General features: G+C 45.3%; 27 protein-coding genes. 14 read left to right on the plus strand and 13 right to left on the minus strand.

Annotated elements, in window-relative coordinates; translation table 11 throughout:
- Positions 1 to 94 precede the first annotated feature (94 nt).
- The 12 genes from J2Y43_RS33005 to J2Y43_RS33060 form a co-directional block, all read right to left on the minus strand.
- Positions 95 to 2,161 (minus strand): copper-translocating P-type ATPase, encoded by a 2,067-nt coding sequence (locus J2Y43_RS33005; RefSeq protein WP_309993564.1) that lies wholly within the window; start codon positions 2,159 to 2,161, stop codon positions 95 to 97.
- A 151-nt stretch (positions 2,162 to 2,312) separates the two neighbouring features.
- On the minus strand, positions 2,313 to 4,775 hold the full coding sequence (locus J2Y43_RS33010) for a multicopper oxidase domain-containing protein (RefSeq protein WP_309993560.1): 2,463 nt from the start codon (positions 4,773 to 4,775) through the stop codon (positions 2,313 to 2,315).
- Between the two features lie 68 nt (positions 4,776 to 4,843).
- Positions 4,844 to 5,407: a DUF3347 domain-containing protein gene (locus tag J2Y43_RS33015; RefSeq protein ID WP_309993558.1), complete on the minus strand. Its 564-nt coding sequence runs from the start codon at positions 5,405 to 5,407 to the stop codon at positions 4,844 to 4,846.
- 28 nt (positions 5,408 to 5,435) lie between these two features.
- Positions 5,436 to 6,653, minus strand: a complete 1,218-nt coding sequence (locus tag J2Y43_RS33020; RefSeq protein ID WP_309993556.1) for an efflux RND transporter periplasmic adaptor subunit — start codon at positions 6,651 to 6,653, stop codon at positions 5,436 to 5,438.
- Between the two features lie 3 nt (positions 6,654 to 6,656).
- Positions 6,657 to 7,979 (minus strand): efflux RND transporter periplasmic adaptor subunit, encoded by a 1,323-nt coding sequence (locus J2Y43_RS33025; RefSeq protein ID WP_309993554.1) that lies wholly within the window; start codon positions 7,977 to 7,979, stop codon positions 6,657 to 6,659.
- The gene (locus J2Y43_RS33030; RefSeq protein ID WP_309993552.1) at positions 7,957 to 9,168 is read right to left on the minus strand and encodes a TolC family protein; all 1,212 of its coding nucleotides are present in this window, start codon (positions 9,166 to 9,168) and stop codon (positions 7,957 to 7,959) included. The genes J2Y43_RS33025 and J2Y43_RS33030 overlap by 23 nt, the downstream gene beginning before the upstream one ends.
- A gap of 25 nt (positions 9,169 to 9,193) precedes the next feature.
- A complete protein-coding gene (locus J2Y43_RS33035) occupies positions 9,194 to 11,128 on the minus strand; it encodes an efflux RND transporter permease subunit (protein WP_309993549.1) in 1,935 nt (644 codons plus the stop codon).
- Positions 11,125 to 12,420 carry an efflux RND transporter permease subunit gene (locus J2Y43_RS33040; RefSeq protein WP_309993548.1) on the minus strand — a complete coding sequence of 432 codons (1,296 nt, stop codon included), beginning with the start codon at positions 12,418 to 12,420 and terminating at the stop codon, positions 11,125 to 11,127. Before J2Y43_RS33040 ends, J2Y43_RS33035 begins: the two co-directional genes overlap by 4 nt.
- A gap of 41 nt (positions 12,421 to 12,461) precedes the next feature.
- Positions 12,462 to 13,127, minus strand: coding sequence for a DUF2231 domain-containing protein (locus J2Y43_RS33045; RefSeq protein ID WP_309993545.1), 666 nt, complete (start codon positions 13,125 to 13,127; stop codon positions 12,462 to 12,464).
- 32 nt (positions 13,128 to 13,159) lie between these two features.
- Complete coding sequence (locus J2Y43_RS33050; RefSeq protein WP_309993542.1) at positions 13,160 to 13,708, minus strand: 5-fold beta-flower protein; 549 nt, start codon at positions 13,706 to 13,708, stop codon at positions 13,160 to 13,162.
- A 36-nt stretch (positions 13,709 to 13,744) separates the two neighbouring features.
- Complete coding sequence (locus J2Y43_RS33055) at positions 13,745 to 14,812, minus strand: YncE family protein (RefSeq protein WP_309993539.1); 1,068 nt, start codon at positions 14,810 to 14,812, stop codon at positions 13,745 to 13,747.
- A 108-nt stretch (positions 14,813 to 14,920) separates the two neighbouring features.
- Positions 14,921 to 15,322, minus strand: coding sequence for an HYC_CC_PP family protein (locus J2Y43_RS33060; RefSeq protein ID WP_309993536.1), 402 nt, complete (start codon positions 15,320 to 15,322; stop codon positions 14,921 to 14,923).
- Between the two features lie 151 nt (positions 15,323 to 15,473).
- Between J2Y43_RS33060 and J2Y43_RS33065 the strand changes: the two genes are divergently transcribed.
- The 6 genes from J2Y43_RS33065 to J2Y43_RS33090 all read left to right on the plus strand — a co-directional run bounded on the left by J2Y43_RS33065 (position 15,474) and on the right by J2Y43_RS33090 (position 18,860).
- The gene (locus J2Y43_RS33065) at positions 15,474 to 16,532 is read left to right on the plus strand and encodes an exo-alpha-sialidase (RefSeq protein ID WP_309993534.1); all 1,059 of its coding nucleotides are present in this window, start codon (positions 15,474 to 15,476) and stop codon (positions 16,530 to 16,532) included.
- A gap of 111 nt (positions 16,533 to 16,643) precedes the next feature.
- Positions 16,644 to 16,988 carry a DUF6799 domain-containing protein gene (locus J2Y43_RS33070; protein WP_309993531.1) on the plus strand — a complete coding sequence of 115 codons (345 nt, stop codon included), beginning with the start codon at positions 16,644 to 16,646 and terminating at the stop codon, positions 16,986 to 16,988.
- Between the two features lie 367 nt (positions 16,989 to 17,355).
- Entirely contained in the window at positions 17,356 to 17,748 is a 393-nt protein-coding gene (locus tag J2Y43_RS33075; RefSeq protein WP_309993529.1) for a metalloregulator ArsR/SmtB family transcription factor, read from the plus strand.
- A 10-nt stretch (positions 17,749 to 17,758) separates the two neighbouring features.
- Positions 17,759 to 18,349, plus strand: a complete 591-nt coding sequence (merTP, locus tag J2Y43_RS33080; RefSeq protein WP_309993526.1) for a mercuric transport protein MerTP — start codon at positions 17,759 to 17,761, stop codon at positions 18,347 to 18,349.
- A gap of 2 nt (positions 18,350 to 18,351) precedes the next feature.
- Positions 18,352 to 18,561, plus strand: a complete 210-nt coding sequence (locus J2Y43_RS33085; RefSeq protein WP_309993523.1) for a GDCCVxC domain-containing (seleno)protein — start codon at positions 18,352 to 18,354, stop codon at positions 18,559 to 18,561.
- Positions 18,562 to 18,572: 11 nt separating this feature from the next.
- Positions 18,573 to 18,860 (plus strand): hypothetical protein, encoded by a 288-nt coding sequence (locus tag J2Y43_RS33090; protein ID WP_309993520.1) that lies wholly within the window; start codon positions 18,573 to 18,575, stop codon positions 18,858 to 18,860.
- A 585-nt stretch (positions 18,861 to 19,445) separates the two neighbouring features.
- Here J2Y43_RS33090 and J2Y43_RS33095 read toward each other — a convergent pair.
- Entirely contained in the window at positions 19,446 to 20,147 is a 702-nt protein-coding gene (locus J2Y43_RS33095) for a protein-tyrosine-phosphatase (RefSeq protein WP_309993518.1), read from the minus strand.
- Positions 20,148 to 20,255: 108 nt separating this feature from the next.
- On the opposite strand from J2Y43_RS33095, the gene J2Y43_RS33100 reads away from it, so the two are divergent.
- From J2Y43_RS33100 to J2Y43_RS33135, 8 genes are read left to right on the plus strand one after another with little or no spacing between them, the layout of a single operon-like run.
- On the plus strand, positions 20,256 to 20,588 hold the full coding sequence (locus J2Y43_RS33100) for a metalloregulator ArsR/SmtB family transcription factor (RefSeq protein ID WP_309993516.1): 333 nt from the start codon (positions 20,256 to 20,258) through the stop codon (positions 20,586 to 20,588).
- A 55-nt stretch (positions 20,589 to 20,643) separates the two neighbouring features.
- Complete coding sequence (locus J2Y43_RS33105) at positions 20,644 to 21,201, plus strand: DUF6428 family protein (protein WP_309993513.1); 558 nt, start codon at positions 20,644 to 20,646, stop codon at positions 21,199 to 21,201.
- Between the two features lie 15 nt (positions 21,202 to 21,216).
- Entirely contained in the window at positions 21,217 to 21,666 is a 450-nt protein-coding gene (arsN2, locus tag J2Y43_RS33110) for an arsenic resistance N-acetyltransferase ArsN2 (protein WP_309993510.1), read from the plus strand.
- The gene (gene arsB, locus J2Y43_RS33115; RefSeq protein WP_309993508.1) at positions 21,663 to 22,700 is read left to right on the plus strand and encodes an ACR3 family arsenite efflux transporter; all 1,038 of its coding nucleotides are present in this window, start codon (positions 21,663 to 21,665) and stop codon (positions 22,698 to 22,700) included. The genes arsN2 and arsB overlap by 4 nt, the downstream gene beginning before the upstream one ends.
- Positions 22,701 to 22,711: 11 nt before the next feature.
- On the plus strand, positions 22,712 to 23,488 hold the full coding sequence (locus J2Y43_RS33120; protein ID WP_309993505.1) for a metallophosphoesterase family protein: 777 nt from the start codon (positions 22,712 to 22,714) through the stop codon (positions 23,486 to 23,488).
- Complete coding sequence (locus tag J2Y43_RS33125) at positions 23,485 to 24,234, plus strand: metallophosphoesterase family protein (RefSeq protein ID WP_309993502.1); 750 nt, start codon at positions 23,485 to 23,487, stop codon at positions 24,232 to 24,234. Before J2Y43_RS33120 ends, J2Y43_RS33125 begins: the two co-directional genes overlap by 4 nt.
- A gap of 11 nt (positions 24,235 to 24,245) precedes the next feature.
- A complete protein-coding gene (locus J2Y43_RS33130) occupies positions 24,246 to 24,575 on the plus strand; it encodes a hypothetical protein (RefSeq protein ID WP_309993499.1) in 330 nt (109 codons plus the stop codon).
- A gap of 17 nt (positions 24,576 to 24,592) precedes the next feature.
- Positions 24,593 to 25,726, plus strand: a complete 1,134-nt coding sequence (locus J2Y43_RS33135; RefSeq protein ID WP_309993496.1) for an MFS transporter — start codon at positions 24,593 to 24,595, stop codon at positions 25,724 to 25,726.
- The last annotated feature ends 141 nt before the right edge of the window (positions 25,727 to 25,867 follow it).

Genomic DNA, 25,867 nt, shown 5'->3' on the forward strand with positions numbered 1-25,867 from the left:
TCAAGCCAGTCCCTGCGCAGGTAAACAGGCCGGAAAGATTCCAGCCTGCTCTTAATAAGCTCATCAAATTGTTGATTTGTCATTGCCATAGCATTTAATTTACCCTAAGTAGCTTAGCATTAATGGCAACCACGATTGTGGATGCACTCATCAGGACTGCTCCCATCGCAGGGCTTAACATAAAACTGGGATATAGCACACCGGCTGCCAAGGGGATTGCTATGACGTTGTAACCGATTGCCCAAGCCAGGTTTTGGACCATTTTTCTATAAGTGGCCCTGCCGAAGGTGATCATTTGTACTACATCCATCGGGTCGCTGTTGACCAGGATAATATCGGCGGTTTCAGCTGCCACATCGGTGCCCGAACCAACGGCAATGCCTACATCCGCTTGTGCGAGTGCGGGCGCATCATTAACACCATCGCCAGTCATGGCAACAATCTCTCCTTTATCTTGAAATTCCTTGACCTTATCCTGCTTTTGATGGGGCAATACATTAGCCAGATACCCATCCATGTTCAGCTTTCTACTGACCGCTTCCGCAATTTTCTCATTATCACCGGTCAAAAGAAAGGTTTTGATATTCATTTTTTTCAGCTCGGCAACTGCCTGTGCTGCGCTCTCCCTGATAGTGTCCGCAAATGTAATTATGCCAACCGTTTTGCCGTCGATAAGAATAAAGTTTACAGTGTCAGTCGCCTGGTCTACCTGATCCGGAATAGCAGGTACAGGGTTGTTTTCCTGTATAAAATAATTGGGGCCAGCAGCCACTACCTTTTTATTGTTTACTGTACCTGTTACGCCAATTCCCTGCATGTAGTTGAAGTCGGCCGAAGCCCACAGCTCTAATCCTTTCTCTTTAAGCTTGCGCATGACCCCATGTGCAATATGGTGTTCGGAGTTTTGCTGAATTGCCGCCGCATATTGCAATATCTGATCAGATGAAAACTGATCTCCAATGGGTATGATCTGTTGAACCTCATGAGAGCCTTTCGTAAGCGTACCGGTTTTATCAAAAATGATGGTTGTCAATTTACGGGCATTCTCAAAGGCTGTACGGTTGCGGATCAAAAGACCGTGCGTTGCAGATAGTGTGGTTGAAATAGCGATCACCAGGGGAATGGCGACACCCAATGCATGCGGGCAGGATGTTACCATAACGGTAACCATCCTTTCCAGGGCAAATGCAAGATTCTGACCGCCAGTATACCAAACAATAAAAGTGACCACGCCAACAGTAATGGAAACCAGTGTTAACCATCCCGCCACCTTATCAGCTAAATTCTGTGTATTTGATTTAGCCCCTTGCGCAGTCTTGACCATGTCAATTACTTTTTGTAAGTAACTTTCATTGCCAGCACCTGTAACCTGGACTTTCAGAACACCATCTCCGTTGATTGCTCCGCCAATTACTTTATCGTCTTTCTGCTTTTGGACGGGCACGCTTTCCCCGGTGAGCATGCTTTCATTCACATAAGAATTACCTTCCAGGATCAATCCATCTGCCGGGACCTTTTCACCGGGTTTGACAAGCAATATGTCATCACGGCGAAGGTCTTTTAATGGGATGTCAGTTACCTGATGATCTTTTTCAACATGGACCATTGAAGGAAGCAGAGCAACCAGCGATTCCAAGGCCTGCGAAGCCGCCATTTGCGATTTCATTTCGAGCCAATGCCCGATCAGCATGATGTCAATCAGAGTAGCAAGCTCCCAAAAGAAATCCATCCCTTCCAGCCCAAAAACGACAGCTACGCTATACACATAGGCGGTAGTAATAGCAACTGCTACCAGGGTCATCATCCCTAATTTCTTGCTTTTCAGCTCCCTGATAAGGCCTGTCAGAAAAGGCCAGCCTCCATAAAAGTAAATGATCGTACTTAGTGCCAAAAGCACATATTGATCACCTGCAAACGTCCAGTTAAATCCGGCCCATTGCTGGATCATATGCGATAGCAAAAGGATCGGGACAGTGATGACCAGACAAATCCAAAAGCGCTTTAAAAAATCTTCGGTGTGATGCCCTGCATGTTTATCATGGTCGCTATGCTCATCAGCCTGCGCAGTGGGTCCGTGGTGCCCATGAGAAGATCCAGTCATTGACGGCATGCTTTCTGCTGGCTTTTTGGGATGATGCTCGTGGTGGTGGTGATTTTCCATTGATTTGATTTTGTCTAAAAACTGGAACTTTAAACGCACTTAGAGGCAATAACCGCAGCAACATCTTTGGTCGGCCCGTAAAACTTGGTATACTGCCAGGATTTCAACCTAATGGGAAAAATCCTGGCACATGGTAACGAAATCGCCCTTATTAGAACCTTACTAACAAGCCCCCACCCAGTTTGTACCTGGAATCATAGCCACCCGATAGGGAAATGTATTTTCCGAGCATATATTCCAGGTCCAGATGGTACTCTTTATCGGTGTTGATACGCCAGTTGAAAAACAATTTAGGCAGCAGCCATTCTTCTCCTTCCAGGGCGAAACGAACCCGGCCATTGGAATTTACACGCAGATCAGCATCGATGAAAAAAGGGAGTGTATACCGAACTCCAATTACCGGCAAGTCAAAATCCTGCTCAAAGGTTTGCTCCCCGTTGAATATATTGTAGTACCGCTGTTTTACAGCACCAAAGCCAATATAGGGGCGCAGCCAGTCTCCAATGTACCTTTCATAACTGATATTGGCCTCATATTGAGAACCATAGTTATAATTTCCTTCGAACCTGATGGCGCTGCTTCTATTAATAAAATTGGCCTTCGCTTCTGCCATATGCGATTTAGCTGCAATGCTTCCGTAAAAAAACCACATCTTATCCTCCTTCAACAAATTTTTGAGGGGATATCTGGCCAGAGAAGTATCACGGCTACTTCCCTGATATTCGACGATGCGGGCCATCCCGCTCATCATATGGTACAGTATATGGCAATGAAAAAACCAGTCCTTTTCCTCCGTTGCGTCGAACTCGATTGTAATGCTTGTCATTGGAGGCACATCCAAGGTGTGCTTTAAAGGAGAGAAATCCTCGTTTTTATTGAGTACCCTAAAATAATGGCCATGTAAATGCATAGGGTGGTTCATCATCGTAGTGTTTTCGAGCTCAAACCTGACGATTTCCCCTTTTTTAATACTGATTTTATCCGCTTGGGAGAGCACTCTGTTATTTATAGACCACACGTAACGGAACATACTACCAGTCAACTTTAAATGGACAGTTCTTACAGGTTTTGAGCTGTCAAAGGTTGATTTCTGGGTTGCACTTAATAAATCATAATTGAAGATGGTCAGTGAGTCGGTCTTACCCATCTGCATCCCATCCATGTTCATTTTGCTATGGTCCATTTTGTCCATGTCCATACCCTGGTGCCCTTTCTCAGTTTTGCTGGCAGGCTGCTTGTTTTGGGAGGGTTCCATGTTCATTTTGCTATGGTCCATTTTGTCCATGTCCATACCCTGGTGCCCTTTCTCAGTTTTGCTGGCAGGCTGCTTGTTTTGGGAAGGTTCCATGTTCATTTTGCTATGGTCCATTTTGTCCATGTCCATACCTTCATGCCCTTTTTCAGTTTTGCTGGCAGGCTGCTTGTTTTGGGAGGGTTCCATGTTCATTTTGCTATGATCCATTTTACCCATGCCCATTGCTGAATGGTTCATTCTATCCGGGAAATTAACAGCCATGCTCATCATCATCTCATCCATATTCCAAACATTTGGCCTGGGAATGGGTGCGGCAGATAACGTATCCCCTTTCCCAAGAAATAAAGAAGCAAATCCAGACACGTCCTGGGCCGTTGCCCTGAATTCCATGGTTTTATCTTTTGGTACAGTCAACAGAAAATCATAAGTTTCAGCGATGCCCATCAGCAACCGATCTATTTTGATTGGCTTTACGTCGATGCCATCAGATGAAATCAATTCCAGCTTCCCCGCCCCTCCGTGCAGATAAAAATAGGTTGAAGCCGAGCCGTTAATGACACGTAACCGGACTTTATCGCCCGGCTTTAAATCCGGAATACTTTCTTTGCGTTTTCCATTTGCTAGAAATGCGGCATAGTAAACATCTGACAGGTCCATGGGCGGCATACGTTTCCAGCCGTTTTTTAGCCTGTTGCCCAGTCCTTTATGCTGTATTAACTTATCAAGGCTTTGGGCATACCCTTTTTTAATTGAATACCACTCACTAGCCGGGTCATTCCTTTTTAACGCATTCAGCACACGCCGGGGGTTCTCATCGGTCCAGTCCGACAACAAAAGAACAAACTCCCTGTCTACTTCATAATTTTTCTTTCTAGGTTGGATCACGATTGAACCATACAATCCGCTTTGCTCCTGGAGCATGGTATGGGAATGGTACCAAAACGTTCCGCTTTGAATAAGGGGAAAGGTAAATGTGTACTGCCCGCCCGGCTCGACCGGGGCTGTTGTCAGATAAGGAACGCCATCCTCTTTATTGGGCAAAAGAAGGCCATGCCAGTGGATTGAAGTTTCATGGTGCATAAGATTATGCACATGGATCACGGCAGTGTCACCCTCTGTAAAATGTAAGGTCGGTGCCGGGATCTGACCATTCATGGCGAGCGCTGAGACCTTTTTTTTGCCACTGATGTTAGCCAATGTGTCATTCACATACAGGTGGTATTCGACCCTTCCACCTTTTGAATTTGCGGAAAGCGGTTTTTTAGCAGGTGTCGGTACGGTTGATTTGGTACCATGTTGGTGCTGTGCGAAAACTTCCCCAAGGGGCAGCAATAGTAGTAGTATAGTGATTAGTTTCATCAGAAGTGTTTTTAAATGTTGTTGAGAATTGGATCAGGGATAATGTCCTGATCCAATACATACCACTGTTAATTTATTGTCTCCTTTACCTCTCCGCAGGAAATCATCTTATCGCCCATGTATGGATTTTTAATTTCTTTTTGGGCAGACAGCCAATAGCCGCCTTTGTCTTTGTTTGCCATTGGACAAAAATCAACATACAGTTCGCCGCTGTTCAACCCGGCTTTTTTAACCAGGGGTATAAACTCATCACTTAGTGCAGAATATAAAGTCCTTTGGGATTCAATGCCTTTGGCCTCTGTAATTTGAGAAGCTGTTTTAGCGGCCTGGGATCCTTGCGGAATCTGGCCTAAACCTGCTTCTATGGCACTGGCGGCTATTTTTGCTTCTGCTTCATCGGAATTAATTAAAGCCGTGGTCAAATGAATATAGTGCTGGTAAACTGCATCAAGCTTATCATCTTTCAATACGACTTTACTTGTTTCTTTGCCACCCATATCCATGCCTTCATGGTGCTCATGGGCTGTTGAATCCTGATGGGAACCGGTGTTACCTTCTTCATTTTTGCTGCCGCAGGCCGAAAGAAATACTATCATTGCCACCGGCAGGGCCCATTTGGTTGCTTTTTTCATCTTACTAAAATTTATGGTTAAAAATTGGTTATTCATGTTGATGCAGCGCCATGGGATCCGACCCCTTTTTTAATATGTATTCACTATATAAAAGATAAGCACCTGTAACAACCACTTTTTCGTCTTTGGAAATGCCTTCCTTTATTTCAACCAGGTCAGCATTCTGGATTCCGGTAGAGACCATTCGTGCCAAAAAAGTACCAGGCTTCGTTTCAATCCATACATGTGCCCCTTTTGCATCATGGATCACTGCATCGACAGGTAAAGTCATGGCAGTCCCGCCCTGGGCAACGGGTAAAATTAGATTAGCTTGTAGTCCTGGCTGCCACCGGCTGCCTGGGTTTGGAACAGTTCCCCGGACCTGCATCAACTGGCTGCCACTCTGAATTGCCGGAACAACGAAGTCAATGCGCATGGGCTGGGGTTTATCTTCCCAGCCTGTAACCTGTACCTGCACCTTTTGCCCCGTTCGGATGCTTGCCGCTTCTGCTGGATAGATATCAGCTTCGACCCATAAAGAAGAGTAGTCTTCAAGGCGCAGTATCGCGCTCCCCTCACTTACATACTGGCCCTCCGTTACTGACAGCTCAGATACTGTGCCGCTGATCGGTGCCCGGTATGTAATGTATGGTTCCAGGTCCTGGTTTGCCGTTAAGCCTTGTATATCTTCTTCACTTTGATCATATAAACGCAGTTTTTGACGGGCGGCCTTTTCAATGGCTCCAAACCGCGCGTCGGAAGGGAACTGCTTTATTTGGGCATATGCCAACAAATATTCCTGCTGCAATGCCAAAAGCTGTTCAGAGTATATTTTGTAAAGGGCTTGTCCTTTCCTTACTGGTACACCGGTTTCTTTGATATATAGCACTTGGATACGCCCTGCCACGCGGCTGGACACAACAGCAGTTTGGTCAGGGTTTACAGCAAGACGGCCATTGAGCCTTTTGGAATTTGACAAAAGGCCACTGCCCATTGTCATAGTCGTTATGTTGGCCAGCGCGATTTGACTTTCGCCTAGCGTGATAGAGGCATCCTTATTACTTTTATCGAAGATAACCAGGTCCATCCCACATATCGGGCAGCTACCTGGTTTGTCCTGGACTATTTGTGGATGCATAGGACAGGTATAAGTCTTCTGGCCGGCTTCTGCCGCTTGCTTTTTTTGATCATCTTTACAAGCAATCAAAAGCATCCCAGGAGCAAAAGATGCAAAAGTGGCTAGCTTTAAAAATGCGATTCTTTTCATATTTTAATTTTCAACTATGCTGTTTTCTTTAATGAAGCTTTCACTGTCTATCAAATAAGAGGCATTGGATGCTACCTTCCAATCCTTGATATCCGATAGTATTTGCACCATCCCATCAACAACTGCCCCGGCTTTAATTTGCATAGGTACCAGTACTTTACCTTGTTGCTTAAATACAATAGACTTGTTGCCGCTCTGCCAAACCGCTTTTTTATCCAGCCATAACCCTTTTTGAAAAACAATGGGAATACTCGCTGTCAGCAGTTGCCCGGGCGTTAGCTTTTTTCCTGGAGTATAAACCCTGGCCAAGGTGAAATTCTCGCCACTTCGAAGGACGGGTTGGATCAACCCAATCTGGCCACTGGCCATCGTTTCCTTGTCATTACCCGCATAAAAAAGCAACTTTTGCCCTGTTTTGATGTGGGAAGATATAGCTGGCGATATGGCGAATTCAGCAATCAAGCCCTGGGACGTATAAATAGTAAACAGGGTTTGTCCGGCCGTAACATATTGCCCGGCCCGCAAAAGGACGGGTGAAACCGCCGCCGATGGCCTGGCAGGGGCTGGTGATGCGGCTGAGCTGCCAGCCATCTCATCCATTGCCGCGCCATCACCGCCGGAAGGCGCTGTCATAGCCGGGCCCGCCTGCGTCAAGCTAGCTGATTGTTCCAGGATGTATCCATTGGCAGGACTATATACCGGTACCTTATAGAGGATATTTCCTGACTTGAGAATGTCCTCGATCTGCCCCGGTGCCATTCCCAGCAGCAGCAGGCGCTGTTTTGCTTTTAGTAATAAGTCCCGGCTGCCTTCATCGTTACCAAGCATCAAAAGTTCCCTTTGAGCTGATGCCAGATCTGGTGAATAAACCTCCATCACCAATTGTCCTTTCCTGACAGGCTGGTAGTTGTATTTGATCAGCTGTTTTTCGATACGGCCACCCACTCTGGATGAAAGTGAGACCTGGCTCCGGCTATCATAAGTTACAACGCCTTGTGCCTGGGCTGAAAAAATTCGCATCCCGCTTTCGGCATTGATCAGTGGAATGTCGGCAATCACCTGGGCATTCACCGGCTTTAACAGTGCATTGAAACTAGTATCAACAATCAGCTCATTATTAGCCTCTTTTGCTACCAGGTCCATGCCACAGACCGGGCACTTGCCTGGTTTGCTGCTAATTACCTGCGGATGCATCGGACAGGTATACTGCTCTGATTTCCCATAAGCCGTATCCCCATCTTTTTGGGTTTTACTCTCACAGGCGCTTAAAAATACGGTAGCCAGTAACAGCACGATTAGCTGGCTAACGATATAGTTCTTTTTCATAATCCACAATCATTTCATAGAATTTCAATTTCTCGTCCAGCACATTCATTTGCATCATCGTCAAAGCTTCCCAGGCATCTATTACAACAGGTAGCTGGGCTTTATTCTCCTGATAATTGGCAAAATAGGCGTCCATTGCTTTTTGAAGGGCCGGGATTATTTTTTCCTGCATGGTGCTGACCCTGGTTTGCATGGACTCGATCTCTGACTGCATACCATAAAGCATGCCCTGAGTTTCCACCAGCATGGCAGAACGCTCCTTCTGCATCCCTTGGATATTGAGCTGCATTGCTTTGATATCGGACTTGTACATCTTAGATGACCAGGGAGCTATCGGGATACTAAGCATGCCCATCACGCTGTAAGCATTGGGCATCATTGCGTCCAATGGGTACATGTGGTCAAAGCGGATTTTAAAATCCGGTTTTTTTTGCTGTTTCATGCTTTCGATATTAAGCTGCATGGACCGGATACTTTCATTCATTTTAAAAACATCCATTCGTGCGTCAGCCAGCGTAGCGGTATCGTAGTACATGGCGGGCTGGAAGGAAGGTTTATAGGTCGTGTCAATTTCAAAATCTTGATTACCCACTACATTCATCAGGCTATTAAGCCATCCTTTTGCCTTTCCAATAGCGCCTTCCTGCATACGGATCATATTCTGGTTTTCCAGGATTTTCGATTCAGCCCGGAAAACCCCTCCAAGTTGTGACTGGTTATAAGGGTAGCGGACTTCCTCGATTTTTTTCATCATGACCATAATTTTCTCATTCTCTTCAAGCACGCTTACACGCTGGCGTGCTATGAGCCAATTGAAATACAGCCGTTTTGCTTGTGCCTTATAGGTATTAAGGGTAATATCACGGTTGGCCCTTTCCACATTGCCCTGAGAAGCGATGTACCTTTTTTTCGCACTGAGCTTTGCCAGATTAGGTATATCCTGCTCGATCTGCAGCATCAGGTTACCTTTGTCGCGGGACTCCATGATCATTTGATTGGGATAAGGGGTCATGAAAGTCCCCAGACCTACCATAGGCGGCATCCATGCTGTGGCTGCATCACCACTATGTTTGTAACTGTCCGCTTTGAGCCCGTAGGACTGCAGCATCAGGTTGTTGTTATCAATTCGATGTAAAATAGTATCCAGTGTAAACACCGGCTTCTGTGCCCAACTTGTGAGCGGCAGCAAAAACAGGACCAGCCATTTCACATATTTAATGCTGTGTATCATGGATTTGTAGTTTTCCGTATTTACGTAGCTCATACTCCTTTGTCATTAAAAAAATCAGTGGTGTTACCAGCAGGATGTGCGTAGATGATGTAAGCACGCCTCCGATCATCGGCAGGACAATAGGCTGCATCACATCTGTTCCTACCCCGTTGGCCCAAAGTACCGGCACGAGCCCAAACAGCGAAACGCACACGGTCATTAGCTTGGGCCGCAGCCGTTTTACCGCCCCATGGATTACGTACTCGCGCAGGTCATCTTTGGTAATTGATTCAGCAGAATTACCCTTTTTAGTGACCAGCTGCTGCATGGCATCATTCAGATAGATAACCATTACGATACCGGTTTCTACGGCAATACCAAATAAGGCAATGAAACCCACAGCCACTGCAACCGAGAGGTTAACACCCCAGAAATAGATCATATATGCGCCACCGATTAAAGCAAAGGGTACGGTGATCAAGCTCAAAAACGCTTCGCGCAGGGAATGAAAAGCGAAATACAGTGAAAAGAAAATAATCAGCAGCACGACCGGAGCAATCCATAGAAGCGTCTGCTTACCGCGTATCAGGTTTTCATACTGTCCGCTCCATTCCAGATAATAACCCGGTGGAAGCATGCCATTAGATTTACTGATCTTTTCTATGGCTTCCTGGACAGTTCCGCCCAGATCACGGCCACGGACATTGAACAATACTGCGCCACGCAGCATGGCATTCTCGGAGGCTATCATCGGGGGGCCGTTTTCGAATACTACGTCAGCCACCGATGATAGGGGTACTTCCCCCATAGTGGCAGACATTAGTGGTAACCTCTTGATGGTTTCTATGCTGTTCCGGTAATTCTGGGCAAGCCTGACGCTGATTGAAAACCGCTTTCTTCCCTCAATGGTGTTTCCTACCGGCGCACCTCCCAATGCAAATTCTACAGCCTGGTTTACATCATCGATATTGAGCCCATAACGGCTTAAATCTTCTCTTCTTGGGTTGATAGACAAATACTTTCCCCCTGTCACGGGTTCTACATAAAGATCACTTATACCTGCCGTGCCTTCGAGCGCTGCTTTAACCCTTTCAGACACATTGGCGATGGTATCCAAATTCTGCCCATACACTTTAACGCCTACGTCAGTGCGGATCCCGGTCGAAAGCATGTTGATCCGGTTGACGATCGGCTGGGTCCAACCGTTGATCACGCCCGGTATCTGAAGTTTAGCGTCAAGCTCAGTAATGATATCTTTCTTTGTAATCCCGGCCCGCCACTCGGACTTTGGTTTCAGTTTGATGATCGTCTCAATCATGCTGATGGGGGAGTTGTCGGTAGCAGTACTTGCCCTTCCAGCTTTTCCCAATACCTTATCAACCTCAGGAACGGATTTAATGATCTTGTCCTGTACCTGCAAGATCCGTTTCGCTTCTGAATTCGATATGTCCGGCAGCGTTACAGGCATGAAAAGGATGCTCTGCTCATCGAGTGGTGGCATGAACTCTGAGCCAAGACTGGCCAGCAACGGTATCGTGACCAAAAGCGCAATGATGTTGATAGCCAGTGTAGTCTTGCGCCATTTTAAAACGCCCCTGATCACCGGCTCATAAACTCGTTCGAGCACTCTGTTAACTGGATTGGCGTGATCGGGCCGGAACTTACCTTTCATGATAAAGGATATCAGCACCGGCGCCAGCGTAATAACAAGCAAGGCATCCACGATCAAAATGAATGTTTTCGTGTAAGCCAAAGGGTGAAACAGCTTACCCTCCTGTCCCGTCAGCATGAATACGGGAAGGAAAGATGTAATAATAATAACTGTCGCAAAGAATACTCCCCGGGATACCTGTTTGCTTGATTTTTCAATAATGGCCAGGCGTTCGGATTCTGTAATCCAGTCGGGCTGTTTATCTTTTCTTTTCTTAAACCAATTCATAATGATGTCGTTTTCTGCTGATCCTGCCACTCTTCATACCGCTGGGAAAGATGCTTATAGGCATTCTCACTCATAATAATGCCGTTATCAACGATTACGCCGATAGCAAGGGCAATACCGGTTAAGGACATGATGTTAGATGAGATCCCAAAGGCATTCAATAAAATGAAGCTGGCGGCCAGGGTAATAGGAATCTGGATGATAATACTTAGTGCACTGCGCCAATGAAAAAGAAAGATGATCACTACCAGTGAGACTACGATCATTTCTTCGATTAATGTGTGCTTGATAGAATCTACTGACTCCTGGATCAGCTCGCCCCGGTCGTAGACTATATCGAATTTGACTCCCTTGGGAAAACCTTTGGCAGCTTCGCTCATTTTTGCCTTTACTTTTTCAATGACATCAGCCGCATTCTCTCCATATCGCATGACCACGATGCCCCCAACCCGCTCTCCTTCCCCGTCCTGATCAAAAATGCCAAGCCGGGTTTCGCCTGTCATCTGCACGGAAGCTATATCTGAAACCCTGATGGGGACACTGGCTTGGTTTTTGACAGGTATATTTTCAATTTCCTCAATGGATTGAAGATAGCCCGACGTCTTGATAATGTAGCCAATATCACTTAATTCGAATTTTCTTCCACCTGACTCATTATTATTGGCGCGGACTGCATTCATTACCTCCGGGACAGATAAACGGTAATAAAGCAGCTTATTAGGGTCTAGGGTAATTTGATACTGTTTTTGAAAACCACCAAAAGAAGCGATTTCACTGACCCCGTCCACGTTCTGCAAAGCGAACTTGATATACCAGTCCTGTAAAGCCCTTTGTTCCCCCAGATCCATTTCAGGTGCGTCGAGTGTATACCAGAGTATATGTCCGACCCCTGTCCCGTCAGGGCCGAGTTGTGGGCTGACGCCGGTGGGCAATGACCGGGATACTGTATTTAATCTCTCCAGAACCCTCTCACGGGCCCAGTATACGTCTACGTCATCATTGAAAATAACGTAAATGAAACTCATCCCAAACATGGAGCTGCCCCGTACATATTTGATTTTGGGAAGCCCCTGAAGATTGGTAACCAATGGGTAGGTAATCTGGTCTTCAATTAACTGGGGACCCCGGCCCATCCACTCGGTAAAAACAATCACCTGGTTTTCGGATAAATCCGGAATGGCATCAATAGGGTTCTTCTTAATGGCAAACGCGCCCCATACGAGCAGTCCTGCCGATAGGACCAGTACAATGAACCGGTTCTGTAATGACCATTCTATAATACGATGTACCATACTTAATTCTGTAAGCTACCCTTAGCAGGTCCTAATATTTGTTAGTGATGATGTTGTTCGAGTAAATAACCTTTTGCCCCAACGCCATGCTTATGGACCAGTTCCGCTCCATGATGCCCCGTATAGGCAACAAAGAATGCGGCTGCACTCATGAGGATAGCCATGGAAGCGGTAATCCAGACATTTCTTTTCAGGAAAAACAAATTAACAGACTGTACCAGTAGTGCGATCCCTGACAGCCATTGTGTATAAGACGCATACTTTTCATGCTCTTCCAGAAGAGCTTGAATCGCCGGCGCCAACTGGGCTGTGTGGGCATGGAACCATGTCGATGATGCGTAAGCACCGATAAAGCCCAATAGTAAGAGAGCCCAGGCAACGATGGTTATTTCTTTTTTGTATACTAACAATCCAACCCATTGAAGAAGGGCTGCAATGATCAATAGGACAATTGGGAAGTGTACGACCAGGGGGTGTAGTGTCGGAAACTCACTAAGGCCATGCTGATGATCACCATCCGGGCTCATAGCCACTTGCATGGCTGTACTATCATGCCCTCCATGTTGGTGCGCGCTGGCAGGCGCAACCGCCTGGGCCGAGTCTATCTTCGCTTTACCGTGCTTTTTCCCATTGTGGGCAAATAGTAATGAAGCTGTCAGCACCAACATGCATGTCAGTAAAAAGGATACTCTGCTCATTAATTTCATTGGGATAATCTGTTAAAGTGAATGTATTTGACCTATTTTTTGACCAGCTTCATATGACACTTTGAGCAGCTATCCCCTTCTTTTCCGGTGATCTCTGGGTGCATTGGACAGGCGTATACAGCAGAAGCAACCGCTGGTTTTTTATGACTGGCATCCAACCCATTTTCAAAGCAATGTAAAACACAGGCCATTCCTTTATAACTGGAATGGACATTTCCGATTTTATTGCCGGATGCATCAAGAATATCACAGGTTTCCCCTTTGTCCTTTACCGTTAAATAGATTTCGCCATTCGCATCGTAATAGGTCTTTCCGTCTTTACCAACCCGCCCCATTTTTTTGTTGGTTTTGGCATCGACCAGGTTTCCTTCCCCATCCACAAAGGCAATTTTATGGCCGTCATGATCCTGGACAATTTTGTCCTTTGTAACCAATCCGATGGTTGTTCCGCCTGCATCAGTAATCTTCCCATCTTTTGCAATGCTCATAGGTTGTTTATAGTTGGCCTGGGCAAAAAGGATGACCGGGAAGGCAAAGATTGCTGCAAAGAGCAGAGCGGATATCTTGTTAAATGGTTTCATTGTTCTGTTTATTTTTCTGTTAAAAATCACTTGTAATTATTGTTTCAGTACGATTCCATTCGGTTTTTTGCCGACCGGAATATCTTTGATTTTGGTATGGGTGGAAACATTGATAAGCGAGACACTTTGCGCCATTTGATTGGTGACATAAGCCGTATTGCCATCCGTTGTAAAGCCAACGGCATGTGCACCGGCACCAGCATCAAAGACCCCGCCATGCATCCAGTCTTTCATAGTACTGTCCCATTTCCAGTAGTGCACTTTGGCGTTATCCGGGTTGGTGACCCATAATTCTTCTTTTTTAGCAAGATGTGCAGCACTGCCCGGCATAAAACCAAGTTCGATGGTCTGAACAACCTTGTCTGTCGCTACATCGATCACACTGATGCTTTGGCCGTCTTCGTTGTCCACATACATTTTGCCATCGTAACCGATCCATGCGGCAACTGGATTATCGCCCACAGGAATGGTGGTTATTACTGCTTTGCTGGAAGGATTGATGACCGAGATGTTATCATCTGCGCCGTTAGCGACGTAAACCTTGGAGCCATCTGCTGAAAATGTTACTTCTGCTGGCTCCATGCCCACAGCGATTGTGTTTTTCAAGGTGTAGCTGGCAGCATCATAGACAAGTACTTTGCCTTCCGTATCCATTTGAGATGTCCAGATTTCTTTGCCATCAGGAGAATATACTGCGTTGTGATTCATGAGGGGTACTTCCAGATCTTTTAAAACAGTACCCTTTACCGCATCCAAAACAAGCACCCTTCCTGTCATGCCTTCCATGCCTCCTGCATGGCCAGCGCTCAAATCCATTCCAGGAACTGCAACAGTCAGCCTATGCTCACCTAAACTTTGCAGGTGATAGATGTGATGTGGCCACATTACCATTCCCATAGAACCAGTCATCAGATCCAGGGTTTCGGAAACTTTTTGATCCGATAACCGGATCACAGAAACCGTGGCATCTTCTCCATTGACCACATAAGCAGCTGGATAATCGATATTTTTTTCCATGGGCATATCATCCATAACATGTTTACGACAGGCAGAAAACGAAGTAATAGCAAGCAGCAGAATTGCGCCATAGGTAATGCGTAGCATAGATTTTGTGTGTTAATAAATTGAAAGAAAGATTGATCAGTGCTGACAGGAGTGCAACACAAAGAGCCCGGCAAATACATTTGCCTGGCACAGAAAGGACACGAAATTTTAAATCAGATAACTGCAGTGCAGAATGTAAACCGGGACTGGTTTACTTCGGGGAGGAGCATTACTTTGATTGCCAGCCCCTAAAACATTTGGGTAAGATGCTGCCAGAAAATCATATGTTACCCTTTCATTTAACACCGCCACAGAAAGCAATGGATTACTGAGGGTATTTTCTGTCAGTTTTTGGGAATCGTCGGTCTTTACTTTTTTAAATTCGTCTTTGCAGCACCCGTTTTTTGTGGACTTGTTTTTATCCATCCCACAATTTTCACAGTGCCCCTGATCTGCTTTTGTAACCTCCAAATTGACCACTTCCCCCATGCAGTAATGCAGGTGTAAGGTAACACCGGTTGCAGTACCCAGGTATAGAAAGGTCAAGAAAAGTACAGTAAGCTTTTTCATGATGGACTCAAAATACAAAGCTTGTAATATATATCTTATCTTGATTATACAATTTTGGCCCAGACTTACATAATTTTTGGATTGACGGGTTATTGAGCATTATCACCTGTAAATTCTTTCTAGATTAGTAAAATTAAGCAAAATGTCAACCATGAACATATTTTTAGCGAAGCTTGGACTTTTGATTGCTCTTCCCGTCTTTTTGATTTTTCAAACAGACCTGCCCGGGCCTGGCCCAGCGGATGCTGAACATAATTTAGGTATGGGTAGTCAGCCCGAAATTGCTATTGATCAAAATGGGACAGTCCGGATTGTATATGGAGTGAAAAATGGCGATCAGAGGGACCTTTATTTTGTGTCTTCAAATGATGGGGGCAAATCCTTTTCCAAACCTAACCGGTTAGGCAACTTTTCGAAAATGGGCCTTGGGATGGGCAGGGGCCCGCAGATCACAACAACAAAGGACTATACAGTTGTTACGGTTGGCGACCATCATGGTGATTTATTTGCAATGCGACTTTCCAATTCAGATAATCAATGGTCTGCCCCGGTGAAAATCAATGATGCAGATACAACAGCCAAAGAAGCTCTTTCTGGGCTAAGTGCCAGTAAGGGCAACGATGTATACACAGTTTGGCTGGATACGCGGCTGGGAAACAATAATCTATATGGGGCACTTTCTAAAGATGGCGGATTAACCTGGGAGAAAAATCAATTGATCTATCAGGGAGAGCAAAAAGGCATTTGTGACTGCTGTAAGCCCTCCGTTTCTTTTGATCAAAACGGCAAGATGCATGTTATGTTCCGTAATAAGCTTGATGGAGCACGGAACATGTACTTGATCAGCTCCAAGGACAATGGCAAGCAGTTTGGCAAAGCCCAAAAACTTGGAACAGGTGATTTTATGATTGATGGCTGCCCTATGGATGGCGGCGACTTGGCAGCTGATGAGAATGGGAGAGTTACCACGGTCTGGAGGCGCCAACTGGATGTCTATGTAGCCGAGCCCGAAAAGCCGGAAATAAAACTGGGAGTTGGCCGTACCCCTGTAATTTTGCAAACTGGCAAAGGAGCTGCAATTGCCTGGCAACAGGATGGGGCTATTCAATTTCGCAGTGCTAACGGGCAGAATACCGTTTCGATAGGTAAGGGTCAATATCCCAAGCTTGCCCTGATAGCTGATAAAAAAACCTCACTTTGTGTTTTTTAACGCGATGGGCAGATTTTGGTGAAATCCATTTTATTGTAAATTTTGATAGTAGAGAATACTTAGGCATACTTATTGAGCAGTATTCCATTATAATTTTAACCACCGAGAACAATGAAAAAATTACTTGCCTTAATGGTAGCAATTCTTTTTTCCGTTACTGTATATGCACAGGATAAAGAAAAGAAAATGGATAAAATGCATCATGCATCTATGAAAGATTGTGTTATGATGCACGATGGGAAGATGATGGTCATGAAAGGCGGTGAGATGACTACGATGACCGAAGATATGACGTTGAAAAACGGAACAATGATTATGAAAGATGGCACCGTAATGATGAAGGATGGTACCAATAAGCCGCTTAAAGAAGGAGAAATGGTCGATATGGATGGGAAAATGGGTAAGATGGACATGGACATGAAAAAACATAAACCTAAAAAATCGGGTACTAACTAAAAATCTGTTCCGCATAGGTCCCTTATATACTTATCAACAGTATGTAAGGGTTTTTTTTGCAATTTTGCCCATATCCCGCGGCTTTTGCTAATAAGCTTGCTGCCAATCGTATAACCTAATAATTAATAAACACACGTTTGGAAAAACCGTTCGATCTTTCCCCGGCCTTGAGATCTTCCTATTTGTTTCTGAAATATATAGGTCTTCAATAAATTTACTGTCTCATTAAGAATTTGAAATATTTACTATTTGTGGGAGAAGTATGTAACCTCACGTTCAAGTCACAAGAGAGGTAAAAGAGTCTTGTATTTAACAATTTGCTTAAATACTTAAATATGCCTATATTTACACATTAAATTATATGTATATGGGCGATCAACAAGGCTGTATTCGGGTTTACGAGGATCAGGACAAAATCCAGCAATACGTAGAAACCATAAATGAATTTCAGCCATTCTTTGGGCGGTTAGCCCAGGTGATGGACTTGGCGGGAAATGAGAACCGTTTGAAAATCATCTATCTGCTGCGAGAAGAAAACAATCTATGCGTCTGCGATTTATCTGACATTTTAGCCATGAGTATTCCAGCCGTTTCCCAGCACTTACGTAAGCTTAAAGATGCACAACTGATCCAAGCCAGAAAGGTTGGACAGACCGTGTTTTATTCGCTCCGGGAAGAATCCTCAGATATTTTGCATTTGATTTTAGCACATCTCACCACTTTACAAAAGTCGTCAGAGCTAGCGGTTAGCCTGGGTTAAAAATTGAACTATGAAAACGACAGGATTGATCGGACTTTTCACTGCATTTGCTTCTTCGCTCTGCTGCACAATTCCGCTGTTAGCTGTAATTCTAGGCACTTCTGGCTCAGCGAGTGGATTAGTGTGGCTTGAATCCGTTCGCCCATATAGCATTGCACTAACCATTGGCGCATTAGGCTGGGCTTGGTATGAACAATTTAAATCCAATAAAATGAAAGACTGCGCTTGCGATACAAACAAAAGCTTCTTTTGGCAAACCAGGGGGTTCTTAGCCATAGTAACAGGAATAGCGTTACTATTGTTAACCTTCCCATCTTATTCAAAACTGCTATACCAAGAGAACGGCCAGCAAGTTTTACAACCTGCACAACAGGGGACGCAAAAGGTTGCCTATGTAACAATCAAAGGGATGACTTGCGAAAGCTGTGAACATCATGTTAAAAAGGAGGTTGCTAAATTGAAAGGCGTTTCACAGGTTGATGTCTCGTACTCTAAAGGGGCGGCCACCGTCAAATTTGATAGTAAGAAAACCTCAATTGCTGATATTAAAAAAGCGGTCGATGCGACTGGGTACAAAGTAACAGCCACAAAAACACTTTAAAAATGGTCGCAACACTTGAATCTGTTATTACATGCCCGAATTGTGGGCATCAGCAAACAGAAATTATGCCGACAGACGCATGCATGTATTTTTATGAGTGCAGCTCTTGTAAGCTCCTGTTGAAGCCTTTGACCGGCGATTGCTGTGTTTTCTGTTCATTTGGATCTGAGAAATGCCCGCCTATCCAAGAGCAAAGAAGCTGTTGCCATTAAGCCTATAATCAATGAACTATATTGATACAGATGATCCTCTTGCGGTTGCAGTTGCTAAGGCTATTCAAACAGAGGATATCTTGGCCCTTTCCCGATTACTGGCCGATAATCCTGGGTTGTCAAAAGTCAGGCTTGGTGATAATGACCCTTGTGGCATGTCCCGTACATTGCTACACGTTGCCACAGACTGGCCTGGTCACTTCCCTAATATCGCACAAACCATCAAAACGCTTGTTGATGCCGGAGCCGATGTGAATGCACAATTCACCGGTCCACATATTGAAACGCCCCTGCATTAGGCGGCTAGTAGTGATGACATCGAAGCGCTTGATACTTTAATTGATGCCGGCGCAAATATAGAAGCCGAAGGCGCGGTCATTGCCGGGGGAACCCCGCTTACTGATGCAAGAGCTTTTGGACAATGGAAAGCCGCACACCGGCTTGTTGAGCTCGGCGCACGAACTAATTTAACGGATGCTGCTACGCTTGGCCTGATGGATAGATTAGAGGGTTATTTCACTGAGAATTCAGGACCCGAAATGGGAGAGATTGACCGCGCTTTTTGGAGCTGTTGTCATGGTGGACAGAAAACAGCAGCTGCTTTCTTACTTGAACAGGGAGCCAATGTAAACTGGATACCCGACTGGGAAAATCTATCACCCCTGGATGCTGCACAGCGGGAAGGAGCAGACGAGCTGGTTGAGTGGTTACGTAGGCAGGGCGCAAAATCAGCGAGCGAGTTAGCATAGATTCCTGCCAGTCTTTCACAGATGACGCATGCAATTCTCGGCGAGCGGAGCAACATTCTTCAGTCCCTGTTCCAGGAAATTTATTAAATCGTAGTCTTGCGGCATCCCGTCCTATTTAGGGTAATGAAATACTTATCACCTTTTCACTTTTGAAAAGACATACAGTGTTTCAGTTGCGATCTGTTTGCAACGCTCGTCGTATTTGGCTGTCTCCTGCGCGCTGCCATCAAAGGCTTTGGGGTCATCATAAGGGACAGCAACCCTGGCAGCTGCTCCTTTTACCACAGGGCACGCTTTATCAGCCTGCGAGCAGGTCATGATAGCGCAGAAATTACTTTGCGGGTTGTTGGCATCATCATATTTTTTTGAAAATGCCTTCATAGGTTCAGTTCCGGCCCCGTAGCTGACATGATAAACCGGGTTTTTGCCCTCTGATGTTTTCGTTACATCAAAACCGGCCCGCTTGCAAGCAGCAACCGCCCGCTCATTGAACGCGCTGGCCTCAGTACCACCAGAATATGTTTTCACATTAGGGATACCGTAATATGCAGCAGCAGTTGCGCCCCAAATTTGGCCGAAATGACTGCGGCGCGAATTGTGGGTACAGATGTAGGTGAGCTGCACAGGCTGCGCGGCTTTAACCTGCTTTTGGATAAATGCGGCTATTTTGTCAAGCTCTTGTGTTCGTTCGTCCGGAATTTTTGAGAAGTCGTCTTTGATAGTTTCGATGTAGGAAGAGAGCTTTGGGTTTAGTGCTTTTTTGTTGTCAGAGTTGATAGATGGCATGATTGCGGCAGTGGTAAAAACAGTTATAAGTAACAGATTGATTAGGTGCATATTTATCAGGTAAGTTGTAGTTGATCGTAAAGATACGATAGAAATTAGAAGACAAAAAAATATTAATCGTAATATTGCAATTGGCTAAATGGTATCTATATTTGCAGCATGGGAGTAACTAAAACCGAAATATTCACCGAGCAGCAGAACCGTATCGCGGATCTGGCCAAGGCGTTTTCGCATCCAGCCAGGGTTGCGATCCTGCAACTGCTGATTTCCAGAAAAGCATGTGTCTGTGGTGATTTAGTAGATGAGCTCGAACTTGCCCAGGCAACTGTTTCCCAGCATTTGAAGGAGCTTAAAAGGATTGGGATCATCCATGGCGAAATCAATCCACCAAGGGTATGCTATTGCATTAACCCGGTCGTGTGGTCAGAAGCGCAGAAAACATTTGGCTTGCTGCTTGATACATTTGCCCTAAGTGAATCTTGCTGCAATTAGCAGGGCATTTTTTTGAAAATATCAATCGTAATAATACATTTAACCAATAGAAACCATGAGCCAATCAAATCCGTTAACCTGGGGTGAATTTAAAAATGCCCTTAAACAAAATCCAGATCTACACCTGCAATTCCAATATGAGGAAGGCAAGTTTGTAGACAGCTCTTACCACATTACCGAGATCAAACAAGCACCGATTGTTTCAGTTGATTGCGGTGGGGTAATGAACAGCTGGACAGAAGTGATCGTGCAGCTATGGGAACCCTCAGAGAAAGAAGTTGACCGTTCAATGAAAATTGACAAAGCGCTAAAAATTGTTGATCTGGTTGAAAAATCCCTTCCCCTGAACCCAAACGCAACAATTAAAATTGAGTTTGGTAATTCCAAGTTTGATACACGCCAGATGTACCCCGGAGAGTTTGCTTCCGATGGTGAAACATTCACTGTTAACCTGGTCCCGGACTTCACCCAATGCAAAGCACTTACCCGTAACCAAAGCTGCGGCACGTCGCCCGCCGAAGCATCGTGCTGCGCACCTTCGCCTGTTAAACAGGAACTTGAATTGGTTACCTCTGATGGAGACAGCTGCAAGCCTGGCTCTGGGTGCTGCTAATCAAAACAACCAGCTATGAAACTACAAATTGATAAAGCAGGGCCAGCAGACAGAGAACTAGTAACCAGCCTGCTGAAAGAAGCAGACCTTCTTACTGATGACTTGCCTACTGGTTTAGAACATTTCATTTTAGCCAGAAACGAAGGAGCACTTGTTGGTGTCGCCGGAATGGAGCTGTTTGAACAAGTCGGACTGTTACGCTCAATTGCAGTTAGCCCCGATCATCAGGGTAAGGGCATTGCCCGGAAATTGGTCGAGCAGCTTCTGGCAAATGCTGACAAGCAAGAAATTGAAGCGGTCTACTTGATCACAACCACAGCTGACCATTATTTTGACCGCTATGGCTTTGTGGTCGTAAACCGTGAGCAAGTGCCGGAAGCCATTCAGCAAACCAGGCAGTTTAGCGGTCTTTGCCCAACATCTGCTGTCGTTATGAAAAGAGATTTAACGCATACAACCGCATGAATAACCCACGTCTTTCTTTTTTAGACCGCTACCTGACTTTGTGGATCTTTTTGGCCATGCTGATCGGTGTGTCAATTGGCTATTTCTTACCCGGCACACCGGATTTTATCAACCAGTTTAATTCGGGGTCAGGCGTGAACGTTCCACTGGCCATTGGCCTTGTGCTGATGATGTACCCGCCACTGGCCAAGGTGCGTTATGCAGAGCTGCCAAAGGTGTTTAACAATACCAAGATCCTGGGGCTTTCGCTGCTTCAAAACTGGATCATTGGCCCGCTGCTGATGTTTGGCCTAGCCGTCATCTTCCTTCCTGATAAGCCAGAATACATGACTGGCTTGATCATGATCGGCATTGCCCGCTGCATTGCCATGGTGATTGTCTGGAATGAACTTGCTAATGGTGACCGCCTGTATGCGGCAGGGCTGGTTGCTTTCAACAGCATTTTTCAGGTCTTGTTTTACTCTGTCTATGCCTACGTTTTTGTAACGGTATTGCCACCACTTTTCGGACTGAAAGGATTTGAGGTAAACATTACGATTGGCCAGGTTGCCCAAAGCGTCTTTATCTATCTGGGCATCCCGTTCTTGGCAGGTATTATTTCCCGGATCGTATTAACAAAGCTATTTAGTAAGCAGTGGTATGAGACAAAATTCCTTCCAGCCATCAGCCCAATCACATTAATTGCCTTGCTCTTTACGATTGTGGTCATGTTTAGTTTGAAGGGCCAGCTGATTGTCAGTATCCCCTTTGATGTGCTGCGCATTGCGCTGCCACTGACGATCTATTTTGCAATCATGTTTTTCTCCGCTTTTTACTTGTCCAAACGTGCAGGCGCGGATTATGCCAAATCAACATCGCTGGCCTTCACAGCCGCAGGTAACAACTTCGAGCTTGGGATCGCGGTCGCTATCGCTGTATTCGGGATTGATTCGGGGGCTGCATTCGCTGCTGTAATCGGCCCACTAATCGAAGTGCCGGTATTGATCCTGATGGTCAATTTTGCACTCAAACAACAGCACAAGTTTTCCAATTAACTACATATTAAATGAGAATTGCCCTTTTTTCTGACATTCACGCCAACCTTCCGGCTTTGGATGCGTTTTTCAAAGATGTTGAAACCAGAGATACTGATGCTATTTATTGCCTGGGTGATTTGGTTGGTTATAACATATGGCCTAATGGAGTTATTGACGAAATCAGAAAGCGTGGTATTCCTACTATTGCCGGTAATTACGATTTTGGCATCGGAAGGAGCAGCGATGATTGCGGCTGTGCATATAAGACAGACGATGAAAAAGAAAACGGCAAAGTGTCGATCGCTTACACAAACGAAATTGTCAAAGACGAGCAGCGGGCTTATTTAAGAACCTTGCCGGCACACATCCGTCTGGAATTTCAACTTAATGAGAAACCGTTATCAGTTCTTCTGGTGCATGGCAGCCCGCGACGGATCAATGAATACTTGTTTGAGGACCGCGATGAAAAAAGCATGTTGCGGATTATGGAGCAGGCCGGTGCAGATGTCATGCTTTTCGGGCATACCCATAAACCCTATCATAGGATCCTGGGCTCAGTTCAGTCAAACGGCACAGACCATTTCCGCCATGCGATCAATATTGGTTCTGTCGGTAAGCCAAAAGATGGTGACCCAAGGGGCGGCTATGTGATCCTCCATATTAATGCAGATGCACTGGCATCAAGCAAGGAAAGCATTACGGTAGAGTTTATACGCTTTGAATATGATATTGAAAAGGCAGCCAAGGCCGTAGAAGGCAGCATCCTTCCCAATGCCTATGCAGAATCATTACGTCTGGGGAAATGAAAATAGCACTACTATCTGATATCCATGCCAACCTTCCCGCTTTTGAGGCGGTGCTAGCGGATCTGGAAATCAAGAAGCCAGACGCTGTTTACTGCCTTGGCGATCTTGTGGGCTATAATGTATGGCCTAACCAAGTAATTGGTTTGGTGCGCAAACACGGCATTGCAGCCATTGCAGGAAACCACGACCTGAAAGTTGCAAAAATACTGCCTTCCCAAGGCGATTGCAGCAAAGAAGAAAACAGCGAATATGCTTATAAACTGGTTGGAAACAAGGAAAGGGATTACCTGTTAACACTCCCCAGGCATTTGCGAATAGAGTTTCAGCTTAATGATCAGCAGCTGCACATGCTGCTTGTACATGGTAGCCCGCGCAGCATTAACGAGTATTTATTGAAGGAGCTACCTGAGCAGTACATGCTGGGGCTAGTCAAGGAATTTGAAGCGGACATCCTTTGCTTCGGACATTCGCACAAACCATATCACCGCGTCATCAATTCCGGTGAGAACGGCAGTGAGCATTTTCATCACCTGATTAACACTGGTTCTGTCGGTAAACCCAAGGACGGTGATGCGCGCGCTTGTTATGTATTAATTACCATTGATCACACAGCCAGTATAGCAGATCAAGATGCTGTTCAGGTTGAATTTGTAAGGGTTAAATACGATGTAGAAAAGGCAGCGCAGGCCGTAGAGCTGAGCCTACTTCCTAATGCTTTTGCAGATAATTTAAGAAAAGCATATTAACCTTTATCCAGATGAAAGGTTTGATGGTTTTGTTCCTTCTCTTTTTTACCACAGTGGCAACTTGCTATTCTTTAACAAGATGGGAAAAGCCATATGAAATAGGCAATCAATTATCCTGCCTTCTTGACTATCCTGCTGTTCTTGGTGAAAATGGCGGTATAGTTGTAATACAGTTTTCTGTTGGCGAAGATAGCGCTATAGGGAAAGTGAAAGTATTTACCCGCGATGATAAGCTTAATTACGATCTGATCCGGCAGCTGACTGGAAAGAGGATATTTTTGCCTGATCATCATCCAGCCGCAAGCTACATAGTCAGATTAAGGTTTGTAAGAGCTAAATAAACCGAATTAAGGGAGGGATGAGAAAGAATATTGCCGAAATGAAATTGCCCATGTATGCGTCTTTCAGCTTGAGCTTCGCTTTGATGGGTGATGCATTTCTATATTCTTTTCTGCCAATAAATGCTTCCAGTATCCACGTTCCAATCATTTGGATTGGCACCATCCTGTCAATTAACCGCTTCACACGAATCTTGCTTAACCCGCTTATTTTGCATGTTTTCAGTCTTAGAGGTTTTCGTATACCTGTTGTTGTTGCGGCGATTGTATCCGTATTAGCCACAGCTGGCTATGGTGCAGGTTTTGGCATTGCAACTTTGCTGCTTCTTAGGATCTTGTGGGGCATATCCTATTCTGTCCTTCGCGTTGGGGCAATTACTTATGCCATGGATTATCCTAAGAAAGGCTTGGCATTGGGGGTTAGCCAAAGTATAATTGAGTCAGGGCCGCTGCTGGCGTTATTGATCGGCCCGATGCTTTTTGAAGTAATGAATCCTAGCTGGATCTTTTTGGTGATTGCACTGCTTTCGATTCCAGGAATATACTTTGCCTTAAAGCTGAAAGAAAGAGACCGGTCGCTAGCTCGCCCATTTAACTTCAAAATATCATTTCCAACAGTCTTTAACCGGCTAGCGTTTTTAGGTGCTTTTGCAGTGGAAGGAATGCTCGTGGTTTTGATTGGGACCCTGTTGATGAGCGCGCAGCCTGATTGGTCACCGGTTGAAATCACCGCCGCAGCTGCCGGGTTTCTTTTCTTCCGGAGGATATGTTCCCTTTTAATTTCGCCTTTTGCGGGTTGGTCCGCTGACCGGTATGGGCTTGCGGATATTTACTCAGCTTCTATTTTGCTAATTTGCCTGGGTTTGCTGCTGGCAACAAGTGGCTGGGTAATGCCTGGATTGATCCTTGTATTTACCTTTTATAATGTTAATGCATCACTAGCAGCTGGAGCGGCATCCGCTGGGAAAGACGATGTGACACACGCAGTATCAATTAATGCCACTTTCCGGGATGCGGGGTCGGCATTTGGCGCATTAGCGGGCGGCTTTTTATTGACCAATAATCATTTGAGCCTGATCTTCACGGCTCTCACTTTGGTTCTAATATTTCTTACCTGGGTATACTACCGAAAGGCAACGGCACTCCGTGTTTAACGCAACGTTATAGATATTGTCGATACCGAATACCTGCCAAATTAATCGGTCGTGGCTGTTGCACAACTATGTGGATGTCACATAAGCGACTGACAGTTAATGGCTTTCACCATATAGCGAGGCGGCACCTTCTTCTTTTAG

Source organism: Dyadobacter sp. BE31, assembly GCF_031457695.1.
GTDB lineage: Bacteria > Bacteroidota > Bacteroidia > Cytophagales > Spirosomataceae > Dyadobacter.